The sequence below is a fragment of the Kribbella sp. NPDC059898 genome (assembly GCF_042730855.1).
Classification (GTDB): domain Bacteria; phylum Actinomycetota; class Actinomycetes; order Propionibacteriales; family Kribbellaceae; genus Kribbella.
Genome location: NZ_JBHWKR010000001.1, coordinates 236,133 through 258,312, shown reverse-complemented (window position 1 = coordinate 258,312; position 22,180 = coordinate 236,133). Strand labels below are relative to the sequence as shown.

General features: G+C 67.8%; 24 protein-coding genes. 15 read left to right on the top strand and 9 right to left on the bottom strand.

What is annotated here, in order from left to right; genetic code table 11:
- Positions 1–177: 177 nt before the first annotated feature.
- The 7 genes from ACFV9C_RS01315 to ACFV9C_RS01285 all read left to right on the top strand — a co-directional run bounded on the left by ACFV9C_RS01315 (position 178) and on the right by ACFV9C_RS01285 (position 7,506).
- On the top strand, positions 178–1,551 hold the full coding sequence (locus tag ACFV9C_RS01315; protein WP_380189787.1) for a hypothetical protein: 1,374 nt from the start codon (positions 178–180) through the stop codon (positions 1,549–1,551).
- A gap of 176 nt (positions 1,552–1,727) precedes the next feature.
- On the top strand, positions 1,728–1,904 hold the full coding sequence (locus tag ACFV9C_RS01310; protein WP_380189785.1) for a hypothetical protein: 177 nt from the start codon (positions 1,728–1,730) through the stop codon (positions 1,902–1,904).
- A 169-nt stretch (positions 1,905–2,073) separates the two neighbouring features.
- Positions 2,074–2,397: a hypothetical protein gene (locus ACFV9C_RS01305; protein ID WP_380189783.1), complete on the top strand. Its 324-nt coding sequence runs from the start codon at positions 2,074–2,076 to the stop codon at positions 2,395–2,397.
- Between the two features lie 168 nt (positions 2,398–2,565).
- Positions 2,566–3,327: a hypothetical protein gene (locus ACFV9C_RS01300; RefSeq protein ID WP_380189781.1), complete on the top strand. Its 762-nt coding sequence runs from the start codon at positions 2,566–2,568 to the stop codon at positions 3,325–3,327.
- Entirely contained in the window at positions 3,324–4,352 is a 1,029-nt protein-coding gene (locus tag ACFV9C_RS01295) for an HD domain-containing protein (RefSeq protein ID WP_380189779.1), read from the top strand. Before ACFV9C_RS01300 ends, ACFV9C_RS01295 begins: the two co-directional genes overlap by 4 nt.
- Positions 4,353–4,405: 53 nt before the next feature.
- Positions 4,406–5,305, top strand: a complete 900-nt coding sequence (locus ACFV9C_RS01290; protein WP_380189777.1) for an NAD-dependent epimerase/dehydratase family protein — start codon at positions 4,406–4,408, stop codon at positions 5,303–5,305.
- A complete protein-coding gene (locus ACFV9C_RS01285) occupies positions 5,302–7,506 on the top strand; it encodes a glycosyltransferase family 2 protein (RefSeq protein ID WP_380189775.1) in 2,205 nt (734 codons plus the stop codon). Before ACFV9C_RS01290 ends, ACFV9C_RS01285 begins: the two co-directional genes overlap by 4 nt.
- Here the strand turns inward: ACFV9C_RS01285 and ACFV9C_RS01280 are convergent.
- On the bottom strand, positions 7,415–7,879 hold the full coding sequence (locus ACFV9C_RS01280; RefSeq protein WP_380189773.1) for a GtrA family protein: 465 nt from the start codon (positions 7,877–7,879) through the stop codon (positions 7,415–7,417). The two genes, ACFV9C_RS01285 and ACFV9C_RS01280, sit on opposite strands and share 92 nt — an antisense overlap.
- Positions 7,880–8,033: 154 nt before the next feature.
- On the opposite strand from ACFV9C_RS01280, the gene ACFV9C_RS01275 reads away from it, so the two are divergent.
- On the top strand, positions 8,034–9,188 hold the full coding sequence (locus ACFV9C_RS01275) for an NAD-dependent epimerase/dehydratase family protein (RefSeq protein WP_380189771.1): 1,155 nt from the start codon (positions 8,034–8,036) through the stop codon (positions 9,186–9,188).
- Here ACFV9C_RS01275 and ACFV9C_RS01270 read toward each other — a convergent pair.
- From ACFV9C_RS01270 to ACFV9C_RS01255, 4 genes are read right to left on the bottom strand one after another with little or no spacing between them, the layout of a single operon-like run.
- A complete protein-coding gene (locus ACFV9C_RS01270) occupies positions 9,178–9,900 on the bottom strand; it encodes a methyltransferase domain-containing protein (protein ID WP_380189769.1) in 723 nt (240 codons plus the stop codon). The two genes, ACFV9C_RS01275 and ACFV9C_RS01270, sit on opposite strands and share 11 nt — an antisense overlap.
- Before the next feature lie 34 nt (positions 9,901–9,934).
- Entirely contained in the window at positions 9,935–10,936 is a 1,002-nt protein-coding gene (locus ACFV9C_RS01265) for an alanine racemase (protein ID WP_380189767.1), read from the bottom strand.
- Positions 10,937–10,940: 4 nt separating this feature from the next.
- Positions 10,941–12,071 (bottom strand): lipid II:glycine glycyltransferase FemX, encoded by a 1,131-nt coding sequence (locus ACFV9C_RS01260; RefSeq protein WP_380189765.1) that lies wholly within the window; start codon positions 12,069–12,071, stop codon positions 10,941–10,943.
- A 54-nt stretch (positions 12,072–12,125) separates the two neighbouring features.
- On the bottom strand, positions 12,126–13,037 hold the full coding sequence (locus tag ACFV9C_RS01255; protein ID WP_380189763.1) for an SDR family NAD(P)-dependent oxidoreductase: 912 nt from the start codon (positions 13,035–13,037) through the stop codon (positions 12,126–12,128).
- A 112-nt stretch (positions 13,038–13,149) separates the two neighbouring features.
- On the opposite strand from ACFV9C_RS01255, the gene ACFV9C_RS01250 reads away from it, so the two are divergent.
- Genes ACFV9C_RS01250 through ACFV9C_RS01240 form a run of 3 tightly spaced genes read left to right on the top strand, consistent with a single transcriptional unit; the run spans position 13,150 to position 15,666 of the window.
- Positions 13,150–13,716 (top strand): TetR/AcrR family transcriptional regulator, encoded by a 567-nt coding sequence (locus ACFV9C_RS01250; protein ID WP_380189761.1) that lies wholly within the window; start codon positions 13,150–13,152, stop codon positions 13,714–13,716.
- On the top strand, positions 13,713–14,426 hold the full coding sequence (locus tag ACFV9C_RS01245) for an SDR family NAD(P)-dependent oxidoreductase (RefSeq protein WP_380189759.1): 714 nt from the start codon (positions 13,713–13,715) through the stop codon (positions 14,424–14,426). The genes ACFV9C_RS01250 and ACFV9C_RS01245 overlap by 4 nt, the downstream gene beginning before the upstream one ends.
- 31 nt (positions 14,427–14,457) lie before the next feature.
- Entirely contained in the window at positions 14,458–15,666 is a 1,209-nt protein-coding gene (locus ACFV9C_RS01240; protein WP_380189757.1) for an MFS transporter, read from the top strand.
- On the opposite strand, the gene ACFV9C_RS01235 is transcribed toward ACFV9C_RS01240, so the two are convergent.
- Positions 15,635–16,165 (bottom strand): NUDIX hydrolase, encoded by a 531-nt coding sequence (locus ACFV9C_RS01235; protein ID WP_380189755.1) that lies wholly within the window; start codon positions 16,163–16,165, stop codon positions 15,635–15,637. The two genes, ACFV9C_RS01240 and ACFV9C_RS01235, sit on opposite strands and share 32 nt — an antisense overlap.
- 28 nt (positions 16,166–16,193) lie before the next feature.
- On the opposite strand from ACFV9C_RS01235, the gene ACFV9C_RS01230 reads away from it, so the two are divergent.
- Entirely contained in the window at positions 16,194–16,769 is a 576-nt protein-coding gene (locus ACFV9C_RS01230; protein WP_380189753.1) for a hypothetical protein, read from the top strand.
- Here ACFV9C_RS01230 and ACFV9C_RS01225 read toward each other — a convergent pair.
- Positions 16,762–17,565: a deoxyribonuclease IV gene (locus tag ACFV9C_RS01225; RefSeq protein ID WP_380189751.1), complete on the bottom strand. Its 804-nt coding sequence runs from the start codon at positions 17,563–17,565 to the stop codon at positions 16,762–16,764. The two genes, ACFV9C_RS01230 and ACFV9C_RS01225, sit on opposite strands and share 8 nt — an antisense overlap.
- A gap of 30 nt (positions 17,566–17,595) precedes the next feature.
- A complete protein-coding gene (locus ACFV9C_RS01220) occupies positions 17,596–18,096 on the bottom strand; it encodes an Lrp/AsnC family transcriptional regulator (protein WP_380189750.1) in 501 nt (166 codons plus the stop codon).
- A gap of 94 nt (positions 18,097–18,190) precedes the next feature.
- Between ACFV9C_RS01220 and ACFV9C_RS01215 the strand changes: the two genes are divergently transcribed.
- Positions 18,191–19,318, top strand: coding sequence for an MFS transporter (locus ACFV9C_RS01215; protein WP_380189748.1), 1,128 nt, complete (start codon positions 18,191–18,193; stop codon positions 19,316–19,318).
- On the opposite strand, the gene ACFV9C_RS01210 is transcribed toward ACFV9C_RS01215, so the two are convergent.
- A complete protein-coding gene (locus ACFV9C_RS01210) occupies positions 19,277–20,896 on the bottom strand; it encodes a hypothetical protein (protein WP_380189746.1) in 1,620 nt (539 codons plus the stop codon). The genes ACFV9C_RS01215 and ACFV9C_RS01210 overlap by 42 nt on opposite strands.
- A gap of 291 nt (positions 20,897–21,187) precedes the next feature.
- Between ACFV9C_RS01210 and rpsF the strand changes: the two genes are divergently transcribed.
- Together rpsF and ACFV9C_RS01200 are read left to right on the top strand one after the other, a co-directional pair.
- Positions 21,188–21,478: a 30S ribosomal protein S6 gene (gene rpsF / locus ACFV9C_RS01205; protein WP_130386399.1), complete on the top strand. Its 291-nt coding sequence runs from the start codon at positions 21,188–21,190 to the stop codon at positions 21,476–21,478.
- A 92-nt stretch (positions 21,479–21,570) separates the two neighbouring features.
- Positions 21,571–22,161: a single-stranded DNA-binding protein gene (locus ACFV9C_RS01200; protein WP_380189744.1), complete on the top strand. Its 591-nt coding sequence runs from the start codon at positions 21,571–21,573 to the stop codon at positions 22,159–22,161.
- Positions 22,162–22,180: the final 19 nt, after the last annotated feature.

Genomic DNA, 22,180 nt, shown 5'->3' with positions numbered 1-22,180 from the left:
GATCCCGCACCCGTCGAAGACCACCGAAGCCAAGCCACCGACCGAACACCCGAGACCGCCCAACGTCCAGACGACTCGACGCCCGCAACGTCCGCCTCGGACGCCGCTCACGGCGATGACGCCGCCGACGCCTGTGACGCCACGGACGAGCGAGGCGACGATGAGACAGCGCCGGCTGTGATCGCCCGTCCAGCCGACAACTCACCGGAAGCCGACCGCGACATCTCAGCGCAGCTACCCGCCAAGCTCCGCGAACAGATGCTCCAGGACCCGATATTCACACGCCTCGGCTGGGGAACCGACGACCATGCTGAGCCGGACGGTGATGACGGCATCGGTTCCGGCGAGCAGGTCGTAGTCCACTCCTCCGACACCGAAGAGGCTTCAGTTACGCCAGAACACCCCGTCGACGACAGACAACCCGCTGCCTGCGGCGGTGTAGCAGGAGCAGCAGGTGCCGAACTGACCGAGATCGACCAGGCGGTCATCGATGAACCGGTCGTTGATCCGCCGCGGGAGGAGCCATCCGACGCGGTATCCGACGTTGAAACGCCCGGTGTGAAGTTTGCAGACAGCGACCCCGACGGTTCACAGGACCTTTCGGAGCAGCCTTCGGGTGACAGCAGCAAGACTGATGATGGGGATGGCGATCGCACCACGCACACCGAAGTGGACCACGCTGATGGGATTGCACAAACTAGAGGTCTGGAATCAGAGACACCTGCTGACTCCGTGGGGCAGTCCAGGAGCAACACCGGCGATGTCGCGATCGAGGAGGAAACTCTGGCCCAGCGACTCGGCCGTTGGGACGCCGATCGCCTGAACCTCCCTCGGCCCCCGTTCGCCGATCAGGGTGACGCTGTCCCGGACATCGACCAGCGAAGCGCCGACGAAGCCAATGCGGTCGCCTACATTGCCGCCAACAAGGAACAGAGCCCGTGGCTCGCCCCAGCGGCCGACTGCGAACCTGCGGTTCAGAGCATCTACGCATCGCTGGATCAAGGGTCAGGCCACGCGCATGTTCGACATGGACCAGCCGTTGACTCGCAGGCCCTGGCCGCGAGAGTCGCGCGGCTCGAAGATCCTGCCCAGCTGGACGGCAATCTGCGGGACCGCGGTGTGGACGGGCTAGATCCGACGAAGATGCATTACTGCGGTCGATATGCGACAGCGATCGTGGACGCCCGTGCCTTCGGCGCAGCCATCGCGATGCTGAGTGAACATCCAGATGTGCAGGATGCCCTGCGCAGTGATTGGGACGGTCCAAAACCTGATCAGCTCGAGATTCCCATCTCGGAGGTCCTCGGGGAGCGTGGTCATGAGTACTGTCTCGGATTTCGGCTCGTCGGTGACTGGAACGACGCTCGAGTACAGCGCAAACAGTGGATGCTGGCGAAGGCAACCGGGGCGGATCTCGGGGCCTTGTGTGAGCCTCGGGCAGAGCCGATCCCGACGTTCGAGGGCGGGGATATTGTTGTGCTATTCAAGCGTAACCACGCTGCCTCGAAGTTCGAGATAAGTACCACCTTCCCGAATCCTGCAGAATCATGAAGCGCGCGAGAGGAACCAAAAACGTGCCTGGAAGTAGGTCGTATTGGCTGAGGGACCGTTCGGTACCGTTCGCAACGTTCCTTGCAATCATTCAGAGCTATTACCACCCTGAGGCCCGCAACGACAGCTTCGACGAACTGGTCGAGATGGCGCGAACCGGTCGAGGTGGAGAGCGAATGGCGACCTTTAAAGCCGAACTGGAGCGGCTGGTCCGAGGTGATCGTGAGGGCTTGCGGGATGGTGCGATCGGCGATGCCACGGAGTACGACGACTGGAACACCGACGAGGAGTTCCTCGACTGGCTGTGGCGGGAGTTGTATCCGGGGGAGCCGGCGCCGAGCGCGGACGAGTGACGATCTGCAGATGCCTGGTGTTCTGCCGACCCTGGCAACCTAGCGAACGCATTGAGCCTCGCAGCGGATAGCGAAACCCGGTGATCGATGGCGGTTCCTAGCGTGGTTGTGGCGAGAGCCGTATCCGAACGAGGCTGTACCGACCTGAGGGTTGAGGAAGGTCGAAGACATGGCGATTGCCAGGTACTGGCTGACAGAAGACGACGGGCCGTTCGCCGCGGTGCTGAACGTCCTTGAGGCGTTCTATCACCCTGGAAGCCGCTATGACAATTTCGAGGTTTTCGTGCAACGAGCGAGGGCTGCTGTTCCCGAAGATGTCGAGCTGGCCAACTTCAGGCGCGAGCTGGTTCAGCTTCTTCAGGGCGAGCGAGAAGGCCTCCACCCGAAGGCGCTTGCCACAGCCGCGGCGTACGACCAGAGGAACGATGACGAATTCCCGCAGTGGCTGTGGTGTGAGCTCTATCCCTCCGAGCCGTTGCCGCGGCAGTCGTAATTGTTCAGACCTGTCGGTGTCGGAAGGAACGCCGATCGTGTCCAAATCGATGCCGCGAGGTACGACGAATGGAAGACCGATGACGACTGCGTATTGTGGTTCGGCAAGGAGTTGTGTCCAGGCGAGGCCGTACCGGGGCGAGGGTGAGCGTGGCCTGCAGTGGCGCGGGTGATCGAGAGGTACTGGCTCGATGACCAGTCTGTGCCGTTCGGGACGCTGCTGAGATATCTCGAGAAGTACTACAGTCCCGAGATTCACTACGATAATTTCGAGTTCCTGATTCAACGGGCGCGGCTGGCGGATCTCGGTGATGAAGGTATGGCGACCTTCAAGAGCGAGGTCGCGAGGGTTCTGTGCGGTGATCGGGAGGGGTTGCACCCACAGGCAATCAGGACCGCCGCGGAGTACGACGACTGGGCCAATGACGACGAGTTTCTAGCGTGGCTCTGGCATGAGCTGTATCTCGATGAGCCGGTGCCCACGAGGCCCGAGAGGGGGCGCCGGAAAATCGCGGGGGCAGCCGGGGGTAGCAAGGTCTGGGTCGGCTCCCGGCTGTTTCATGACGACTGGCCCAAAGTACTGGCTCGAGGAGCGATCCACGTGAGCTACTCGGGCGACTACTGGTTGACGCATCCGGATACACCGTTTGCCACCTTCCTGTCGGTTGTACAGACGCATCTCCACTCGGAGGCTGACCCGGACAACTTCTCTGCTCTCAAGCGGCGGGCGGAGGCAGACCGCCCGGACGACTCGGAGTTGCAGACCTTCAAGGCGGAGTTCGCACGCCTGTTGAAAGGGGATCGCGATGGACTGCCGAGGGACGCATTGAGCCTCGCCGCGGACGGGGACGACTGGAAGACCGATCACGAGTTCTTGGTGTGGCTGTGGCATGAGTTGTATCCGGGTGAGGCTCTGCCGGTTGAGGGGTGAGGGTGGCTGTGACTGACGTGCGGGCGTTTGCGGGGTGGGACGGGTGGGCGGCTGCGGAGGTTGCGTTGGGTGGGTCGCTTCCGCAGGAAGTGGTTGGGGAGTTGCGGGTGGCGTTTGAGGGGGCGGTTGGGTGGCATGGGGGGCAGGTGCGGCCGGCGGGGGAGGCTTACTCGGAGCACTTGTTGCAGGTGGTGGATGTGTTGGTGCGGGGGCTCGGGGTGACGGATGTGGATTTGTTGCGGGCTGGGTTGTTGCATGACGTGGTGGAGGACACGGAGGGGACGATCGAGGAGTTGGGGGAGAGGTTCGGGGAGCGTACGGCGGGGTTTGTGGGGGCGGTGACTATCGGGCCGGAGGGGCGTACGGCGTATCTCGACAAGTTGGCGCATGCGTCGCGGGATGTGTTGTTGCTGAAGTTGTCGGATCGGTACAGCAATGTGCAGCGGTTGCATACGCATCCGCGGGTGGGGAAGCAGCGGTCGTACTACGCGGAGACCGTGGAGCGGTTTGTTCCGTTGGCAGTTGTGGATAAGCGGCTGGAGCAGTTGTACACAGCCTGGGCGGATGCGTACTCGTATCTTGAAGGTCCTGTGGACACGCTGGAAGCTGTGGACAAGTTGGCGGCCGCGGTGCATCGGGAGCAGGTCGACAAGAGTGGTGAGCCGTATGTGCTGCACGTGCGTGGTGCGGCGGACATCGCGCGGCGGGACGGGGCGGACGAGCACCAGCAGATGGCGGCGTTGTTGCACGACTCGGTCGAGGACACGAGTTGCACGCTGGAGCAGTTGACGGAGCTGGGCGTTCCGCAGGACGTGGTGGAGATGGTCGACGCGCTCACCCGGCGGCCCGACGAGAGCCACGACGACTACCTGACTCGGCTGGTTCGGACCCCGGCGGCGGTGCCGGTGAAGCGGGCCGACATCGAGCACAACAGCAGCCCGGCGCGGCGGAGCCGGCTTGATCCGGAGACACAGGAGCGGCTGCGGAAGAAGTACGCGCATGCGCTCGAAGTGCTCGGTCGGTGACGTCGGGTGACGAGCATGGTCGGGGGTGGACGGGCGCAGGTAGGTTGAGCGGTATGGATGAGCGTGTGCTGGTCACCGGGGCCTCCGGATTCATCGGGCGGGCCGTGGTGGCGGCTCTGCGGGAGCGGGATGTGCCGGTGACCGCGGTGGACCGTGAGCCGCCGGATGCCTCGTGGGACGCGGGGGTGCACGTGGTGACCGGGGACCTCGCGGAGCAGGAGACCTGCGTCGCGGCGTTCGAGACGCGGCCGACCGCGGTGGTGCACCTGGCGGCGTTGACGTCGGTGTTGCGGTCGGTGGACGCGCCGATGCAGACGTTCGCGCAGAACGTGACGATCACGCAGGTGCTGCTGGAGTTGTCGCGGGGCAGCGGCGTGGACCGGTTCGTGCTCGCGTCCACCAACGCGGTGGTCGGTAACGTCGGTACGTCGACCATCACCGCGAACCTCCCGCTCCGGCCGCTGACGCCGTACGGCGCGACGAAGGCCGCGTGCGAGATGCTGCTCTCGGCGTACTCGGGGAGCTACGGGATGGCGACCGCCGCGCTGCGGTTCACGAACGTGTACGGGCCGGGGATGTCGCACAAGGACAGCTTCGTGCCGCGGATGATGCGGGCGGCGCTGAGCGACGGCGGCGTCCGGGTGTACGGCGACGGGAAGCAGCGCCGGGACCTGGTCTTCATCGACGACGTGGTGAGCGGGATCCTGCTGGCGCTGGACAGCAAGTACGACGGTCGCGCGATCATCGGGTCCGGGCGTTCGGTGTCGGTGCTGGAGATGATCGAGACGGTGCGCGCGGTGACCGGGTGTCCGGTGCCGGCCGAGCACATCGACGCTCCGGCGGGCGAGATGCCGGCCGTGGTCGTGGACATCACCAACGATCTCGGATACCGGCCGACGGTCTCGCTGGACGACGGGCTCGCCCGCACGTGGCAGTACTTCAAGAACCAGTGAACCTCAGGAAGGCGCTGCGGACGCACTGGCTGCTCGCCGTCTTTCTGACCTTGGGTCTGGTACTGCGGATCCTCGCGACCGTCGCCTACACGCCGGCGATCGTCTACGTGGACTCGGTGCAGTACCTGACCAACATGGGCAAGCTAAGCCCGGAGCAGCTGAATCCGATCGGCTACGACTTCGTCCTCGGCCCGCTGGTCTGGCTCGGTGGGCTGAAGCTGGTCGTGATCGTTCAGCACCTCGTCGGACTGCTGCTGGGCGCGGTGATCTACGGGCTCGCCCGGAAGCTGACGGTCTACCGCTGGCTGTCCGCGGTCGCCGCCGCGCCGATCCTGCTCGACGCGTACCAGGTGCAGATCGAGCAGAACATCATGGCCGAGACCACGTTCGACGTGATCCTGGTGGCGATCCTGTGGCTGCTGCTGGCGAAGGGCGTGCCGGGCTGGCGCCGCGCGGCGGTGGTCGGCGTACTCGTCGGCGCCGCGTTCACGGTCCGCGCGATCGGCATGGTGCTGCTGATCGCCGTCGTGCTCTACCTGGCAGTCGCCTGGCGCAAACGGCGTGTTGACGTGGTACGGCGTACCGCTGCCGCCGTCGCCGGGTTCGCCCTCGTTTTCGTTGCGTACGGCGCGTACTTCCGGATCGACACCGGCCGCTGGGGTTTCACCGGCGCCGAGAACGAGATTCTGTACGGGCGGACCGCCACGGTCGCGAACTGCGACAAGCTGCCGCTCAACGACGGCACCCGGCTGTTCTGCCCGAAGGAGCCGCTCGGACAGCGCCTGGGCGTCGACAAGTACGCCCACGACCGGTACGGCGACAGGAACTGGCCTGGCCCGTTGCCGCCCGGTACGACGAAGCACCAGTTGGCCACGGAGTTCGCGCATCTCGTCATCACGCACCAGCCGCTGGACGTGACGTGGGCAGCGTTGAAGGACTTCGCGAAGGGGTTCGCGCCGACCCGGACCACTTCACCTGACGACGTACCGCTGGACCGTTGGCAGTTCCAGCTGGTCTACCCGAACCTCAAGGACCCCAACACCACCAAGGCGGCGGTGAAATGGGGAGGGTCCCAGCCCCACGTCTCGCACGTGCCTGCAGCCATCCTGCGCGCCTACCAGCTGCATGGTGGCTACATGTCCGGCACACTGCTCGGGCTGTGCGCTCTGATCGCTCTTGCTGCTGCAGCCGGCTTGGGACGCGCCAAGACGTCAGGGCTTCGTTCCAAAGCACTCTTTCCGGCTGCGGCCGGCCTTATCCTTCTACTCGGCTCAGCCGCGTTCGAGTTCTCCTGGCGCTACCAGTTGCCGGGGCTGGTCTTCTTCCCGCTCGCAGGTGCCATAGGTCTCCGCGCCATCCTCGGCAAGGACCAGGCACGGCCCGCGATGGCTCCCTACCCCGACGCGGTGGATTCAGCGGCTGCCAAAGGCCTCACCAAAGACTTCGCCCCGGTCGTTGTTGTGATTGCGGCCTACAACGAGGCCGCCGGGATCGGGCCGGTGCTGACGAACATGCCCAAGACGTGTGCCGGCATGCCAGTCGACGTGCTGGTCGTCGTGGACGGCGCGACCGACGACACCGCCGACGTCGCGAAGGACCACGGTGCGTACGTTTGCGTGGCCCCGGCGAACCGCGGCCAGGGCGCCGCACTCCGGCTCGGGTACCACCTGGCGGCCGCGGGCGGAGCGGAGTACGTCGTCACCACCGACGCGGACGGGCAGTACGACAACGACGAGCTGGAGGTCCTGCTTGAGCCGATCCTGCTCGACCGGGCCGACTTCGTCACCGGGTCCCGCCGGCTCGGGGCCGAGGACGCGGACAGCCGGCTGCGCTGGGTCGGCGTCCGGGTGTTCGCCGTACTGGCGTCGATTCTGACCCGGAAGAAGCTGACCGACACGTCGTTCGGGTTCCGCGCGATGCGGGCCGAGCTCGCGACGGCGGTGACGTTGCGTGAGCCGCAGTACCAATCGTCCGAACTCCTGCTGGGTGCGCTCGCCCTACAAGCCCGCGTGGTCGAGCTGCCGATGACGATGCGCCGCCGCGGCGACGGGAGCAGCAAGAAGGGCCCGGGGATCGTTTACGGCGCGAACTACGGGCGGGTCATGACGACTACGTGGCTACGGGAGTACGTGCTTCGGCGGCGGGGGCGGCGGCCGGCTTGGCGAACACCAGCCGATCGAACAGTACGAACTTCACGATGAACAGCACCGCGTAGGTCCCGAAGTACGAACCGGTGACCAGGACTGTCTTCCAGGCGTGTGAGTCGATCCCGCGGACCAGGTGGTCGGTCAGCGAGGTGACCAGCGCGGCGGAGACGGCGGAGCCGACCACGATCAGCGTGTACGGCAGCTTCTGGCCGCTGCGGCCCCAGGTGTAGCGGCGGTTCAGCACGTAGTTCGGGACGGCGCCCGCGAGCCAGGCGACCAGGGTCGCGACGAGGGCCGGCGTACCGAACCAGTAACAGAGGGCGAAGGCGAGCTGACTGACCACGGTCGCGACTACGGAGGACGCCGAGTACTTCGCCCACAGCAACCATTTGCCGCGGCGGGACCTGAGCTTGGTGAGAGCGCGCATCGCGCCTATTCTGCACCCCCGCACCAGGGTGCGGCAGTCCGGCGGAAATTCTCAGCCGATTGCCAGCGAATAGATGACTCCTGTCACGTTACGGGAGTGGGTACTCAGGATATGAAGGATTCTGACGACGTTTCTGACGGAAGGCGGCCGAACCGTGCGCGTACTCGTCCTGGGCGGTGACGGCTACCTGGGGTGGCCGACCGCTCTGCACCTTTCCGACCGCGGCCATGACACGGCTGTGCTCGACAACATGGCCCGCCGCGGGTACGACCGCGAGCTGGGCGTCCAGAGCCTGGTCCCGATCGAGGATCTCGAGTCCCGGGTGCAGGCCTGGCAGGAGGTCTCCGGCAGGACGATCCCGGCGTACGTCGGGGACCTGCTCGACGCGGACTTCGTCTACCGGGTCCTGCGGGAGTTCAACCCGGACGCGATCGTGCACTTCGCCGAGCAGCGGGCGGCGCCGTACTCGATGATCGACCGCGAACACGCTGTGTACACACAGCACAACAACGTGGTCGGCACGCTGAACCTGATGTACGCGATCGCTGAGGTCAACCCGGACATCCACCTGGTCAAGCTCGGCACGATGGGCGAGTACGGGACGCCGAACATCGATATCGAGGAGGGCTGGCTGGAGGTCGAGCACAACGGGCGCAAGGACCGGATGCTCTACCCGAAGAAGCCCGGCTCGTTCTACCACCTGAGCAAGGTGCACGACTCGCACAACCTCGAGTTCGGCTGCCGGATCTGGGGGATGCGGGTCACCGACCTCAACCAGGGTGTCGTCTACGGCCAGCAGACCGACCAGACCGTGCAGGACGCGCGGCTGGCGACCCGGTTCGACTACGACGCCGTGTTCGGTACCGTGCTCAACCGGTTCTGCATCCAGGCCGTCCTGGGCGAGCCGCTCACGGTGTACGGCGCCGGCGGTCAGACGCGCGGCTTCCTGGACATCCGCGACACCGTCGAGTGCATCCGGCTCGCGGTGGAGAACCCGGCGGACCAAGGCGAGTTCCGGGTGTTCAACCAGATGACCGAGAGCTACTCGGTCTCTCAGCTCGCGGAACTGGTAGCTGAGTGTTTCCCCGGCCCGGTCCAGGTCGAGCACCTGGAGAACCCGCGCGTCGAGCAGGCCGAGCACTACTACAACGTCAAGCACACCGGCCTGGTCGGCCTCGGCCTCCAGCCGCACCTGCTGTCCGAGACCCTGATCGAGTCGATGTTCGACATCGTCTCCGCCAACAAGGACCGCGTCGACCCAGCCGCTCTGCTGCCGACAGTCCGCTGGCAGGGTCCGCTCAAGCGGTAGCCGATACCAGGAGCGTCGGGATCGCGGCCAGGAAGCGGTCCCGACGGCCCCGGCCTGTCTGCTCGGACAGCCAGCCGGCCGCGTCCTCCTGTGTGATCAGGGCCTTTGCGACGGCTGCCTCGGCTGCGCTCTTGAGCTGCGGAGCCATCAGCTTGTAGTCGGTGACGACCTCGTTGTGTACGGCGACCTCGACGTCGTGGAAGCGTTGGTCCAGAAGTACGTCGCGGAGCGTCCGCACCGCGCGGGGTGAGACCGTGCGGGACTCGAGGCCGAGGCGGATGACATCGGTCAGGTCCTGGTCGGAGCTGTCGATCAGGAAGAAGCCGTAGTCCTGCCCGCCGACCACGATCCGTCCGCCGGGTCGCAGTACCCGGCGGGCTTCGGCGATCGTCGGGCGCGGATCGTCGAGCAGGTGGAACAGCCGGATCGCCCGGTACCCGTCCATCGACGCGTCCTCGAGCGGCAGGTCGTCGGAATGTGCCACGTGAAACATTGCCCCGGGCGCCCGCTCCCGAGCCGCCTCGATCGCGTCCGGATCCGCGTCGACCCCGGTCACCTTGACGCCCTTCCGGGCCAGCTCGGCGACAGCGTGACCCGCGCCGCACGCGACGTCGACGCAGGTCGCCCCGCGTTTCAGCGCCAGCAGCCGGTACGACGCCGCGCGCAACTCGGCCGCACCGGGCCGCTCCTCGATCCGATCCAGAAAGCTCATACGGTCCACGCTGCAACTTCAGGTGGACCTGAAGTCAATCCATCGACACCTTGTCGTAGGTCGTGATGGTGTGCCGGACGTCCAGGTCGACCTCGTCGCCGACTGCCGGCGGGGCCACCGCGGCGGGCAGGAACAGCATGCTGGCCTGCATGTGCGGCGGCTCCGCGAACCAGCGCTGCTTGCCCTCGATGCTGAACGGCGACAGCGCCATCCCGGCCGCGTCCAGGCCGCCCTTGGCCATCGCGATTGCCCGCTGCCGGACGGTCGCCGCGCCGGTCGGCGCCTCCAGCCCGACGCCGTTCGCCGTACCGCCGGAGACGATGATGATGTGCCCGTCGCCGCTCACCCGGCGCTGCCGGTACCCGACGCGCTCGCCCCGCCGTACCGAATGCACGTCGAGCACGGTCGCCTTCACCGACAGTGCGCCGCGGTCGCCGAGCCACAGCCCGGTGCCCATCCGGAGCTTCACGTCCTCGCCGATGTCGCCCAGCTTCTGCGCCGGTACGTGCGACACCCAGAGCGTGTTCTTCCGTACGTCGAGAGCCGCCTTGGCGAGCTGCTGCGCCTCGCGGAGGTTCGCCGACGTACCGCCCGCGCCCATCGGGAAGTGCAGCGACCAGCCCTCGAAGCGGATCCGGTCGAGGGCGTTCAGCAGCATCGTGTGCCGCAGCTCGCGGGCGCCGATGCCGTGCCGGCGCATCGAGGTCATCACCTCGATCAGCACCCGGCTGCCGGCCGGGATCGAGACCAGGTCGGCCAGCCGGCTGACCGTGTGGATCACGTTCTGGCTCTTCGGCATCTCCAGGAACGGCCGCCACGGCGACAGCACCACGACGTCCTCGCGCGGCTCCGCGGGGACCTCGAAGTACGTGCCGACCGCGACCGTCCGCGCGCCGAGTGCGCGCGCCTCCGCGAACAACCGGTGGTTCCCGAACCCGTACCCGTTGCCCTTGGCGACCGGGACGATGTCGGGGTTCCACGTGGAACGGAGGTGGTCACGCCATCGATCGGAATCGACGTGCAGGACTAGGGGCATGGTGTCAACGCCGTCTCATGTAGAGGTCGAATGCGGTGTAGAGCGCCTTGTTCAACGGCAGATCCCACTCACCGACGTACTCGACGGCCTCGCCGCCGGTACCGGTCTTGAACTGGATCAGCCCGACGTGCGGGTCGTTCGGGTCCAAGGTGTCGGTGATGCCCCGTAGGTCGTACACGGTCGCACCCGCCGCGAGTGCGTCCGTCATCATGCGCCACTGGATCGCGTTCGATCCGCGCACGTCCCGCTTGGCGGTCGAGCTGGCACCGTAGGAGTACCAGGAATGACCGCCGACCCGGACCCAGATCGTCGACGCGACCAGGTCGCCCTCGTGATGGGCGTTGTAGATCCGGAAGTCACAGCAATCGGCTGGCTGGTGGGCCATCGCGGCGTACATCTTCTCGAAGTACGGCTGCGGCCGCGGCGTGAAGTGGTCGCGCTGCGCGGTCTCGACGTACAGCCCGTGGAAGGCCTTGATGTCCTCCGGTCCGCCCTGCGTCACCTCGACGCCGGACTTCGCGGCCTTCTTGATGTTCCGCCGCCAGAGCTGGTTCATGCCCTTCAGCAGGTCGTCCTCGGTGCGGCCGGCCAGCGGCACCTGGAAGACGTACTGCGGTTGACCGGCCGCGAAGCCCTCCGCGATCCGCGGCGGCTTCCAGCCGAGCTTCCGGAGCTTCTCGCCGACGGTCGCGCCGGACGGCTCGATCACGTCCGGGCGGACGTCGCCGAGCTTCGGCTGCTGCCCGCCGGCGATCGCGTCCTTGATGGTCTGCGCGCCCCACCGGCGGGTCGCCACCGGCGGACCCATCCGGATCCCGAACGCGCCGCGCTCGGCCAGGTGCGCGGCCAGCGGGCGCAGGTAGCTGCCGAGGTCGATCGCGTCCCAGTCGATGACCGGGCCCTCGGGGAGGTACGCGAGGTACCGCTTGACCTTCGGCATCTGCCGGTAGAGCACCAGCCCGACGCCGACCAGCTGACCGGGCGTGCCCGGCTCGTACCAGCCGAGTGACTCTGCCTTCCATTCGCTCTTCACCGCGGCCCAGCCGGGCGTCTGCAGGAAGCTCGCCGCCGGCTGCGCCGCGATGTACGCGGCGTGCTCGTCGGACGAGATGGTCCGGATGCTCAAGTCACTCACGGTGGGTCAGGCTACCGGCCCAGCCCCGTTAACCGTAGCTGAGCCGGTTCTTGATCAAATCAGCTTCTCGGAGAGGTCCCACAGCCGAGCGGCCGACTCAGGGTCGAGCGCGTACGCCGCGACGCCGGTGTTCTCGCCCGCGACGTTGGGCAGTGCCTCGTTGTTGTCCTCGAAGTACCTGCCCGTCACGCCCTGCACGAGCGGTGAGGCCGCCAGCAGTACGGACGTCGCCGCGCCCTGCTCGACGGTCTTCCAGCGGTACTGGTCCCAGCCCTGCTGCACGTCCGCCGGGACGTGCCGCTGCAGGGCGGTCCGGATGCCGCCCGGCATCAGCGCGTTCACCACGATCCCGTCCGCGGCCCACCGCTTGGCGCCCTCGACGGCGAACAGGATGTTCGCGGTCTTCGACTGCCCGTACGCCGCCCACGGCTCGTACGGCCGGTGCTCGAAGTGCAGGTCGTCAAGGTGTACGTCGGAACGCAGGTGCGCGCTCGAGCTCACCGACACGACGCGGGCGTCCCCCGCGGCCGCGAGCGCGTCGTACAGGCCGAGGGCGAGGCTGAAGTGCCCGAGGTGGTTGGTGGCGAATTGGTGCTCCCAGCCTTCCGGGGTGCGCTGCAGCGGCTCGGCCATCACGCCAGCGTTGTTGACCAGGACGTGCAGCGGACCGTCCCAGCTCTGCGCGAACGCGCGGACCGAGGCGCGGTCGGCGAGCTCGATCGGTGCGACGAAGACGTGGTTGTTGCCGGTGTCCTCGATGATCTGCCCGGCGACCCGCTCACCGGCGGCGGTATTCCGGACCGCGAGGGTCACCTCGGCGCCGGCCGCGGCGAGCGCCCGGACGGTCTCGACCCCAATCCCGGACGCGCCACCGGTGACGACCGCGCGCCGACCGGTCAGGTCGAGGCCGGTGATCACCTCGGCCGCGGTCGACTCGTAGCCGAAGGGTGTGGTGATTCTGCTCATCAGCATCCGTCCCTAGACTGTATCCGGAGGAGCCTCCGGTATCTTCGAGTTAACCGGAGGTACCTCCGGATATCAAGTTCCGCTAGGTTGTGGAGTCCGGAGGGGAGGGGACATGGGCAGTACGAGCGAGCGCCCGCTGCGTGCGGACGCCCAGCGCAACCGGGGGCAGATCCTGACCGCGGCCTCGCAGGCGTTCACGAAATGCGGCCTGGAGGCGACCCTCGAAGGCATCGCGAAGGACGCCGGCGTCGGGATCGGCACCCTGTACCGGCACTTCCCGACCCGGGAGGCGCTGATCGAGGCGGCGTACCGCAGCGAGCTCGCGGCCGTCTGCGAGGCCGCCCCCGAGCTCCTCGCCAAGCTACCGCCGGCGGAGGCCCTGCGCGCCTGGATGGATCGCTTCATCGACTACATGGCTCGCAAGCTCGGCATGGCCGACGCGCTGCGCGCCGTGATCGCGTCCGGCGCCGACCCGTACGCGCAGAGCCGCGACCTGCTGGTCGGTGCGATAACGCCGCTGCTCGAGGCGGGCGCGGCCTCCGGCGAGCTTCGGTCCGACGTGACCGCGGACGACGTACTGCTGAGCCTCAGCGGGGTGGGACTGGCCGCGGGCGGTCGCCGCGAACAGGCCGACCGCTTGCTCAACCTGCTCCTCGACGGCCTCCGGTACGGCGCGTGAAAGTCGCGCTCGTCACCGGGTCGACCTCCGGGATCGGCGAGGCGACCGTACGGCGGTTCGCCGCGGACGGGATGACCGTCGCGGTGCACTCGCGGTCGACCCGGTCCGCGGGGGAGAAGCTGGCCGCGGAGCTCGGCGGGTCGTACCACCAGGCCGACCTCTCCGACGACACGGCCGCTGCGGCGCTCGTACCGGAGGTGCTGGCCGCGCACGGGCGGCTCGACGTACTCGTGAACAACGCCGGCATCAGCTGGCCCGTCCCACACGCGGACCTCGACGCACTGACCGCGTCCGACTGGCGTCAGTTGCTCGACGTGAACCTGATCGCGCCGTGGCTCCTGTGTACGGCGGCCCTTCCCGCACTCCGCGTCGCCGGCGGCTGCATCGTCAATGTCACCAGCCACGCGGGCGTCCGGCCGAAGGGAAGCTCGATCGCGTACGCCGCGTCGAAGGCGGCGCTGAACCACGTGACCAAGCTCCTCGCCGCCGCGCTCGGCCCTGACGTCCGGGTGAACGCGGTCGCGCCCGGCCTTGTCGACACACCGCTCACCGAGTCGTGGACCGAAGCCCAGGACCTGTGGAAAACCGCGAGTCCGATGCGTCGCGCCGCACAACCTGTGGATATCGCGGACCTGATCTCGGCGGTTGTCCACAACTCTTATCTGACCGGTGAGGTCATCCTTCTCGACGGCGGCCTCAACCTGCGCTGATTCTGTCGGCGCTCGGCTCTACGATCGCGGGATGTCTTTGGGTCGAGACTTCCGGCGGTTGTGGGTTGCGTTCACGGTCAGTGCGTTCGGATCGGCGGTCGGACTCGGTGCGCTGCCGCTGGTCGCCGTCCTCGCCCTGGACTCCACGACCTTCCAGGTCTCGATGCTCGCCGCGTTGTCGGCGCTGGCCGGCGCGGCGCTCGCGTTGCCGATGGGGGACTTCATCGAGCAGCGGCGCAAGCGGCCGGTGATGATCGCCTCGGACCTGGTGCGGTTCGCGGCGTTGGCGTCGGTGCCGGTCGCGGCGGCGTTCGGCGTACTGACGTATGCGCACCTGTGCGTGGCGGGCGTGCTGCAGGCGGCGGGGACGATCGCGTTCCAGGCGGCGAGTGGCGCGCACCTGAAGGCGTTGGTGCCCGCGGCGGGACGGGCCGAGGCGAACAGCCGGTTCGAGCAGACGAACTGGGCGTCGCTGAGCATCGGCCCGGCGCTGGGCGGTGCGCTGGTCAGTCTGGTCGGCGCGACCATGACGCTCGCGGTCGACGCGGTGTCGTTCCTCGGGTCGGCGCTCGGCATCCGGCGGATCCAGCAGCGCGAGCCGGAGCCGGTGAAGCGCGAGGGCAAGCGCGACATCACGGCCGGCTGGCGGTACATCCTGCGGCATCGCGGCCTGCGCGCTCTGTTCTGGAACGCGATGCTCTTCGGTGGTCCGGTGATGATGACGTCGCCGCTGCTGACCGTTTTCATGCTGCGCGACCTGGGCCTCGCGCCGTGGAGCTACGGCGTGATGCTCGGGGTCTCCTGCATCGGCGGTGTGGTCGGCGCCCGGCTCGCGCCGCGGTTGACCAAGCGGTACGGGCTGCACTGGATGCTGCTGGTGTTCGGCGTACTGCGGGCTCCTTGGCTGCTGCTGTTTCCGTTGGCGCCGCACGGGTGGGGCGGGTTCGTCGTACTCACCGCCGCCGAGACGGCGCTGCTCGTCGGCGCGGGGGCGTTCAACCCGTCGTTCGCGACGTACCGGATGGAGGTCACCGAGGACGGGTTCATGGCGCGCGTCGTCGGGTCGTGGTCGATCAGCTCGCGGTGTGTTCAGCCGGCGTTCATCGCGCTCGGCGGGGTGCTCGCGACGGTGGTCGGGATGCGGGGTGCGCTCTGGGTCGCGGGCATCTGCTGCACGCTGAGCGCCGTACTGCTGCCGTGGAAGGTGGCTAAACCAGCTGCATTGCCTGAGCCAGCCTGACGATCGAGCTGACCTCTTCGACCTGTCCGTCGAGGTACTCGGCCGCCTCGTCCGGCGGCAGCACCAGTACGTCGGTGACCTGTTCGCCGTCCTCGGGGTTCGTCGGCGGCTGCTCGATCACCACGTCCGCGACGTAGTTCGCCCAGTACGACACCGGGTGCGGGAGATGCGGACGGTACGGCGCCGGGCGGCGGTGGTCGGCGCGGTGGGCGCCGAGCCAGGTGAGCGGGCCGGTGAGCCGCGCGCCCGCCTCCTCGAGCAGCTCGCGCTGGACGAGCTGCTCGATCGTCTCGCCCGGTTCGCGGGTACCGCCGGGCAGGAAGCGCCAGCCGAGATCGTTGGTGCAGACAACGACTCCGTCCGCGGTCCGGCAGACCACGTGCGCGTTGCTGATCAGCTCGTCCGGCGGCTGCTCCAGGGTGTACCGGACGTCCAGCTCGCCCCACTCCCAGTGCCCCGGTGCGAACAGGTCGGGGAACTGCTCCGCCCAGGGCTGCATAACCTCATTCTGCGCTACCGTCGCTGCCATGCCCCAGCCAGACCCCGAGCCCGCCCCGGCCGCCGACCCCGGCGACCCCTCCACAGCGGAGCTGAACGGGAAGGCGGAGCCGGACGAGACAGCAGAGTTGGCCGGGCCTTCCGCGGAGTCGGTGAAGCCGGACGGGCCTTCCGCAGAGTCGGCGAAGCCGGCCGAGCCGGAGCTGACTCCGGAGCAGAAGGCCCGCCGGACGGTGCGCACGTTCCTGTGGACGTGCGGCTGGCTCACCCTCCTCGCAGCCGCGTTCCTGCTCTCCGACATCGCCCAGTCCAACAAGGCCTTCGGCGTGGTCGGCTGGCTCAGCGTGGTGGTGACCTACCTGTGCGTGATCGCACTCGTCGCCGGGTACTTCGCTTGTGCACTCGAGAAAGCCACGCTGCGAACCCGCCTGCTGGGCCGGTTCGACGTCTTCCAGCTCAGCACCGTGCTCGTCGTACTCGCAGTCGTCTTCGGCCTGCTCATCCCAACCAGCCACAAGGCTGCGCTGGCACTCGCGCTGCCATGGGCGTTGACGTACTGGATGTACGGCCTGGACCGCGCCAAGCCGACGGGCCCGACTACGTGAGGTGTGCCCGGAGGTAGTCGAGGTCGGCCTTCTGGCCGTTGTCGGCGTTCGGGGTCTCGACGACGACCGGGGCGCCGGCGGCCTGGACGACCGCGACGATGTCGGCCGGGTCGATGTGACCCTCCTCGAAGTTGCTGTGCCGGTCCGCGCCGGAGCCGAACTCGTCGCGTGACCCGTTCGCATGCACGAGGTCGATCCGTCCGGTGATCGCCAGCACCCGCTCGACGATCGTCGGCAGCTCCTCGCCGGCCGCGTGGAAGTGGCACGTGTCCAGGCAGAACCCGACGTTCTCCAGCCGGTCGTTGCCGGACGCCTGCACCGCCTCCCACAGCCGCTCGATCCGCTCGAGCTGGCGAGCCATCGCGTTCTCGCCGCCGGCGGTGTTCTCGATCAGCAGCGGCACCGGCAGCTCGGCCCGCTCGATGCACTTGCGCCAGTTGTCGAATCCGGCCTCCGGGTCGTCCTCGTCCCCGACGTGCCCGCCGTGCACGATCACACCCTTGACGTCGATCTCGGCGGCCTTGTCCAGCGTCTGCTGCAGCAGCTTCCGGCTCGGGATCCGGATCCGGTTGTTCGTGTTCGCGACGTTCAACCGGTACGGCGCGTGCACGTACAGGTCCACGCCCGCCGCGGCGGCCCGCTCCTTGAGCGCGTCCTCACCGTCGGCGTACGCGAGCTTGGGCGCCTTGTAGTCCTGCGGGTTCCCCAGGAAGAACTGCACCAGATCGGCCCCCCGATCGGCGGCCTCCGCCAACGGGTCCTCCTGGTCCACATGCGCACCGAGCTTCACAGTCATGCACCCACCCTAGAACCGCCAACCGACAGTTCACGAACCCCAACCGGCCGAGCGGGTCACCGTGCGGGTTTCCGGTGCGGGCGGCTGGACCGGGCGGCCCTCGAACTCGGTGGAGAGGACGACGTGGGTGTTCATCTCGCCGTGTTCGCCGAGGCGTTCGAAGAGGCCTTCGAGGTGCCGCATCGAGGTGACGCGGACGCGGAGCATCGAGCAGGAGTTGCCGCTGAGCTTGTGGATCTCGAGTACTTCGGGGAAGTCCTCGGCGCGGGTGGTCTTGAGCAGGCAGCGGCCGGTCGTGCAGCGCATCTGGACGAACGCCGACAGCGGCTGGCCGGCCCGGGCCGGGTCCACCTCCGCGTGGTACCCGGTGATCACCCCCGCCTCTTCCAGGCGGCGTACCCGGTCGGCGGCTGCGGGTGGCGAGAGGTTGACCCGCTTGCCGAGCTGGTTGAACGACAGGCGGCCGTCGGACTGCAGCGCGGCGAGGATCTGCCAGTCGGTGGAGTCCAGTTCACGCTCCTGAAAGGTCATCTCCCCAGAACACCTTCGATGTCGACGGTGCACAAGCCCGAACGCCCTACTTCTGGCATTCAGCAGACCGCCCGGCCTTTCTAGCGTGGTTGGCATGCTGACTCCCGTCGTTCTCGCCGCCGCCCTGATGAACGCCGCGATGGTCGCCGCCAGCGCGGTCAGCGCGATCCTGATCGCCGACGACCTCGGTCCGGCGCTGGCCGGCCTCCCCAACACCGCGGGCGTCCTGGGTACCGCGGCAGGCGCCGTGCTGATCGGACGCTGGACCGCCCGCCGCAACCGCGCTCAAGCACTCCGCTACGGGTACGGCGTGGGCGTGGCCGGCGGCGCAACCACCGTCCTGTCCGCGGTCGGCGGTCCGATAGCTCTGCTCTTCGCAGGCATGTTCCTGTTGGGTGCTGGCAACGCTGCCGCTCTCCTTTCGCGCTACGCCGCAGCCGACCTCGCACCCGCAAGCAAACGGTCCAGAGCAATGAGCACGGTTGTCTGGGCAAGCACGCTCGGAGCCGCCGGCGGCCCCTTCCTCCTGGCCCCGTCCCAATCAGCCGCCTCCGTTGCCGGCCTCCCCGCGATCGCAGGCCCGTTCCTGCTGGCCCTGGCCGCGGTTTTCTCCGCCCTGGTCGCGTCGACGTACATCCGTCGTACTAAGCCGGCTGACGCACCACGGGTTCCCACAGCAACCAGCGGGCGCCCTGTGCTCCTAGCTGCCGGAGTCATGGTCGTCGGCCAGTTGGTGATGGTCTCGGTGATGACAGCCGTACCCGTACACACCCACCTGCACCACGACGGCCTGGGCGTACTGGGAGTAATGCTGTCTGTCCACACCCTGGGGATGTTCGCGTTGTCCCCACTCACCGGCTGGTGGATCGACCGCTCCGGGCCGCGCGTGGTGATGCTGGCCGGACTCGTTGGCCTGCTGGTGGCGGCCGTACTGGTCACCCGGACCGTCACACCATCGCTTTTCCTGCTCGGGTACGCCTGGAACCTCTGCTACCTCGGCGGCAGCGCCCAGCTCGGGTCAGCCGCGCTGGAGAGCCGCGTGGAGTCCTCGATCTGGACCGTGTCCGCCCTGGCGACAGCTACGTCGCCCTGGCTGTTCACGCTGGGCGGCTTCCCAGTCCTGGCAGCAGCCTCACTCACCCTCGCCGTACCGTTGCTGGTCCTCGTACTGCGTCATCGTTCAGTCACCGCGCCCGCGGGCGTCTCTCTCCCGCGAACCTAGTTCCCGTGCATCCCTCGTTCGTGAACCCATTTCCTGTGTCCTGGCCTGCTCCGGCGACAGGATCGGGCGGTCGCCCAGCGAGATGCCTTGCTGCTCTCTGATGAACTGGATGTTCTTCTCCTGCATGGCTTGCGTTCGCGCTTCCATTTCCTTCTGGGCGCGCTGGAACCAGTCGTCCGCGATCTCCGGCGTACGGGCCGGTTTCGGATCCGTGTAGCTGCCACCGAACCCCTTCCAGGTGGACTCCAGTTCGCGCCCGTACGCGATGAACTTCTGGACCAGGTCGATCCCGTTCGACTTGTCCCGGAACAGTCCGTTGGCCGTGTTGATGAGTCGGCTCACGCTGCCTGCGCCGGCCTGGTTCGGCCCCTTCTCGATCAACAGCTCGACCTGCCGGCGTAGCTCCTGCGCGGTCCGCCCTTCGCTCCTGTCGATCCGCTGCAGCGCTTCTTTGAGGTGCGGCTGCAGCTCTGGGCCAGCCTTCTTCAAGGCCCGTTCCTGGAGCCGCTCCAGCTCCTGCTTGACGCGCTTCTCGTGCTTGGCCAGCCGGGCTCGGCGCTGGGCGTCGGTCTCGGCGCCGGACTCGGCGTACATGGGCTCGACGGTCGAACGGCGTCGTACGGCGGGTACGGCGGTGTCCGGTACGTCCCACGAGGCGACGGGCGCTGATGCGGCCAGCGACTCGAAGTCGGCCCGCTCGTTGGCAGCACGATGGAGCCGGCTGTTGGTGACGCCACGGAGCGACTCCAGCTGCTCTTCGACGATGCCTTCGTGCTCGGCGATCGCCTGCCTGGCCTCCCGCACCCGCGGATGTCCCGCCTCGAGCCGGTTCCACAGCTCGCCGATCGCGCGCTCGTGCTCGCCGATCGACTCTTCCGCCTCGCGTACTTCCGGATACTCGGCCTGCAGGCGATCCCACCGCCCGCTGATCGCCCGCCGGTGCCCACCGATCGCAGCCGTGTCCGCATGCGCCTCCAGCCAGTCGACGTACTGGAGGTGCGCCTGTACGTCGGACACCGCGGCCCTGAACGCCGGATGGCGATCCCGCTGCCGCCTGAGGTCGTCGATCGCGGCGTGGTGCTCGTCGAAATGCACCTGCGCCACCCGGACAACCTCCTCGGCCGCGAGCTCGGCCCGCCGGTCCGCGGCCAACCTCCGATACGTGTCGATCACCGCGATCGTCCGCGGTACTCCGTACTCCTCGGCCAGCCGGAGGTGGACGAGCTCGTGTTCGACGAGCGTGTGCAGCAGGTGGAGGTCCGCTTCCGGCAGTACATCCGCGCGCAGCGCACCGAGCGTGCCGGCGATCCGGGGACTCGGATCGAGGTGGTCCACGATGATGCTGCCGTCCGCGCCGAGCCGGGGATGCCGGCGGACGACGAGATGGTCGACCACGCCGCGCAGGACCGTCTCGTACCCGTCCCGCGACTTGTCAGACATCAGCTCAGCCGAGAGGTCCTCGAAGAAGCCGCGGCGGTGCAGCTCCGAGGCGGCGACAGCGAAGTCCAGTACGGCGGGCAAGCAGCTGTAGAGGCGCTCCAACTCGTCCAGTTCGGTCTCGGCACATCCGATGGTCATGCTTGAACAAACCTCCGCGGTACGGCGTCGTGAGGTTCGACCGTGGCGCCGCCGGAGCCTGCCGGGGCCGCGCTGGCCTGGTTCGGCCAGGCGTTGGCCGGTTCGAGCAACAGGCCTGTGGATATGTTCGGGGGGCAGTCCGAACGCTGGTACTCTTTTCGGTGTGGCCCGGTCCATCGACCGGGCTCGTTGCTTGGCGCCGGTGGCAATTGCCGGCGCGGAGCGCACCGCATCGCCCTCCTGCCACGGAGAGACCGTGGCCGCCAAGTCCGAAGGAGGTGGAGTTCGCGCATGCGTCGTTACGAAGTCATGGTGATCCTCGACCCGGAGCTCGATGAGCGCACCGTGGAGCCGTCCATCGACCAGTACCTGAACATCGTCCGCAAGGAAGGTGGCACGGTCGAGAAGCTCGACATCTGGGGTCGTCGCAAGCTCGCTTATGACGTGAAGAAGAAGTCCGAAGGCATCTACGCCGTCGTCGACCTGACCGCCGAGCCGGCGGTCGTGAAGGAGCTCGACCGTCAGCTCACGCTGAACGAGTCGATCCTGCGCACCAAGGTCATCCGGCCGGACCAGCACTGAACCTGGGGTCGTCAGCAGCCATCGGTACTGTCGGCACCAGCCGATACCAATAGCTGTAGACACAGCCACACCCGATAGCAGGAGGAACGGCAATGGCAGGCGAACCACCCATCACCCTGATCGGAAACCTCACGGGTGACCCGGAACTGCGCTTCACGCCCTCGGGCGCCGCGGTGGCGAATTTCACCGTCGCGTCGACCCCGCGGACGCTGGACCGGCAGAGCAACGAGTGGAAGGACGGGGAAACCCTCTTCATCTCGTGTTCGGTGTGGCGGCAGGTCGCCGAGAACGTTGCCGAGTCACTCACCCGCGGATCCCGGGTCGTCGTCACCGGGCGCCTGAAGGCGCGCAGCTACGACGACCGCGACGGGAACAAGCGCACCGTCTTCGAGTGTGACGTCGAGGAGATCGGCGCCAGCATGCGTTACGCGACGCTGAAGATCTCCAAGACCTCGCGCTCCGACGGCGGTGGCGGCGGCTTCGGCGGTGGCGGCAACCAGGGTGGCGGCGGTTTCCAGGGTGGCGGTGGCGGCAACCAGGGCGGCGGCTACGGCGGCGGTCAGGGTGGCGGCAACCAGCAGAACGACCCGTGGGCAACCCCGCAGGGCGGCGGACAGCCCGCCCAGCAGAACGACCCCTGGGCCAGCCAGGGCGGCGGCTCGATGGAGGAGCCTCCGTTCTGATCGGCCCGCACCAACATCA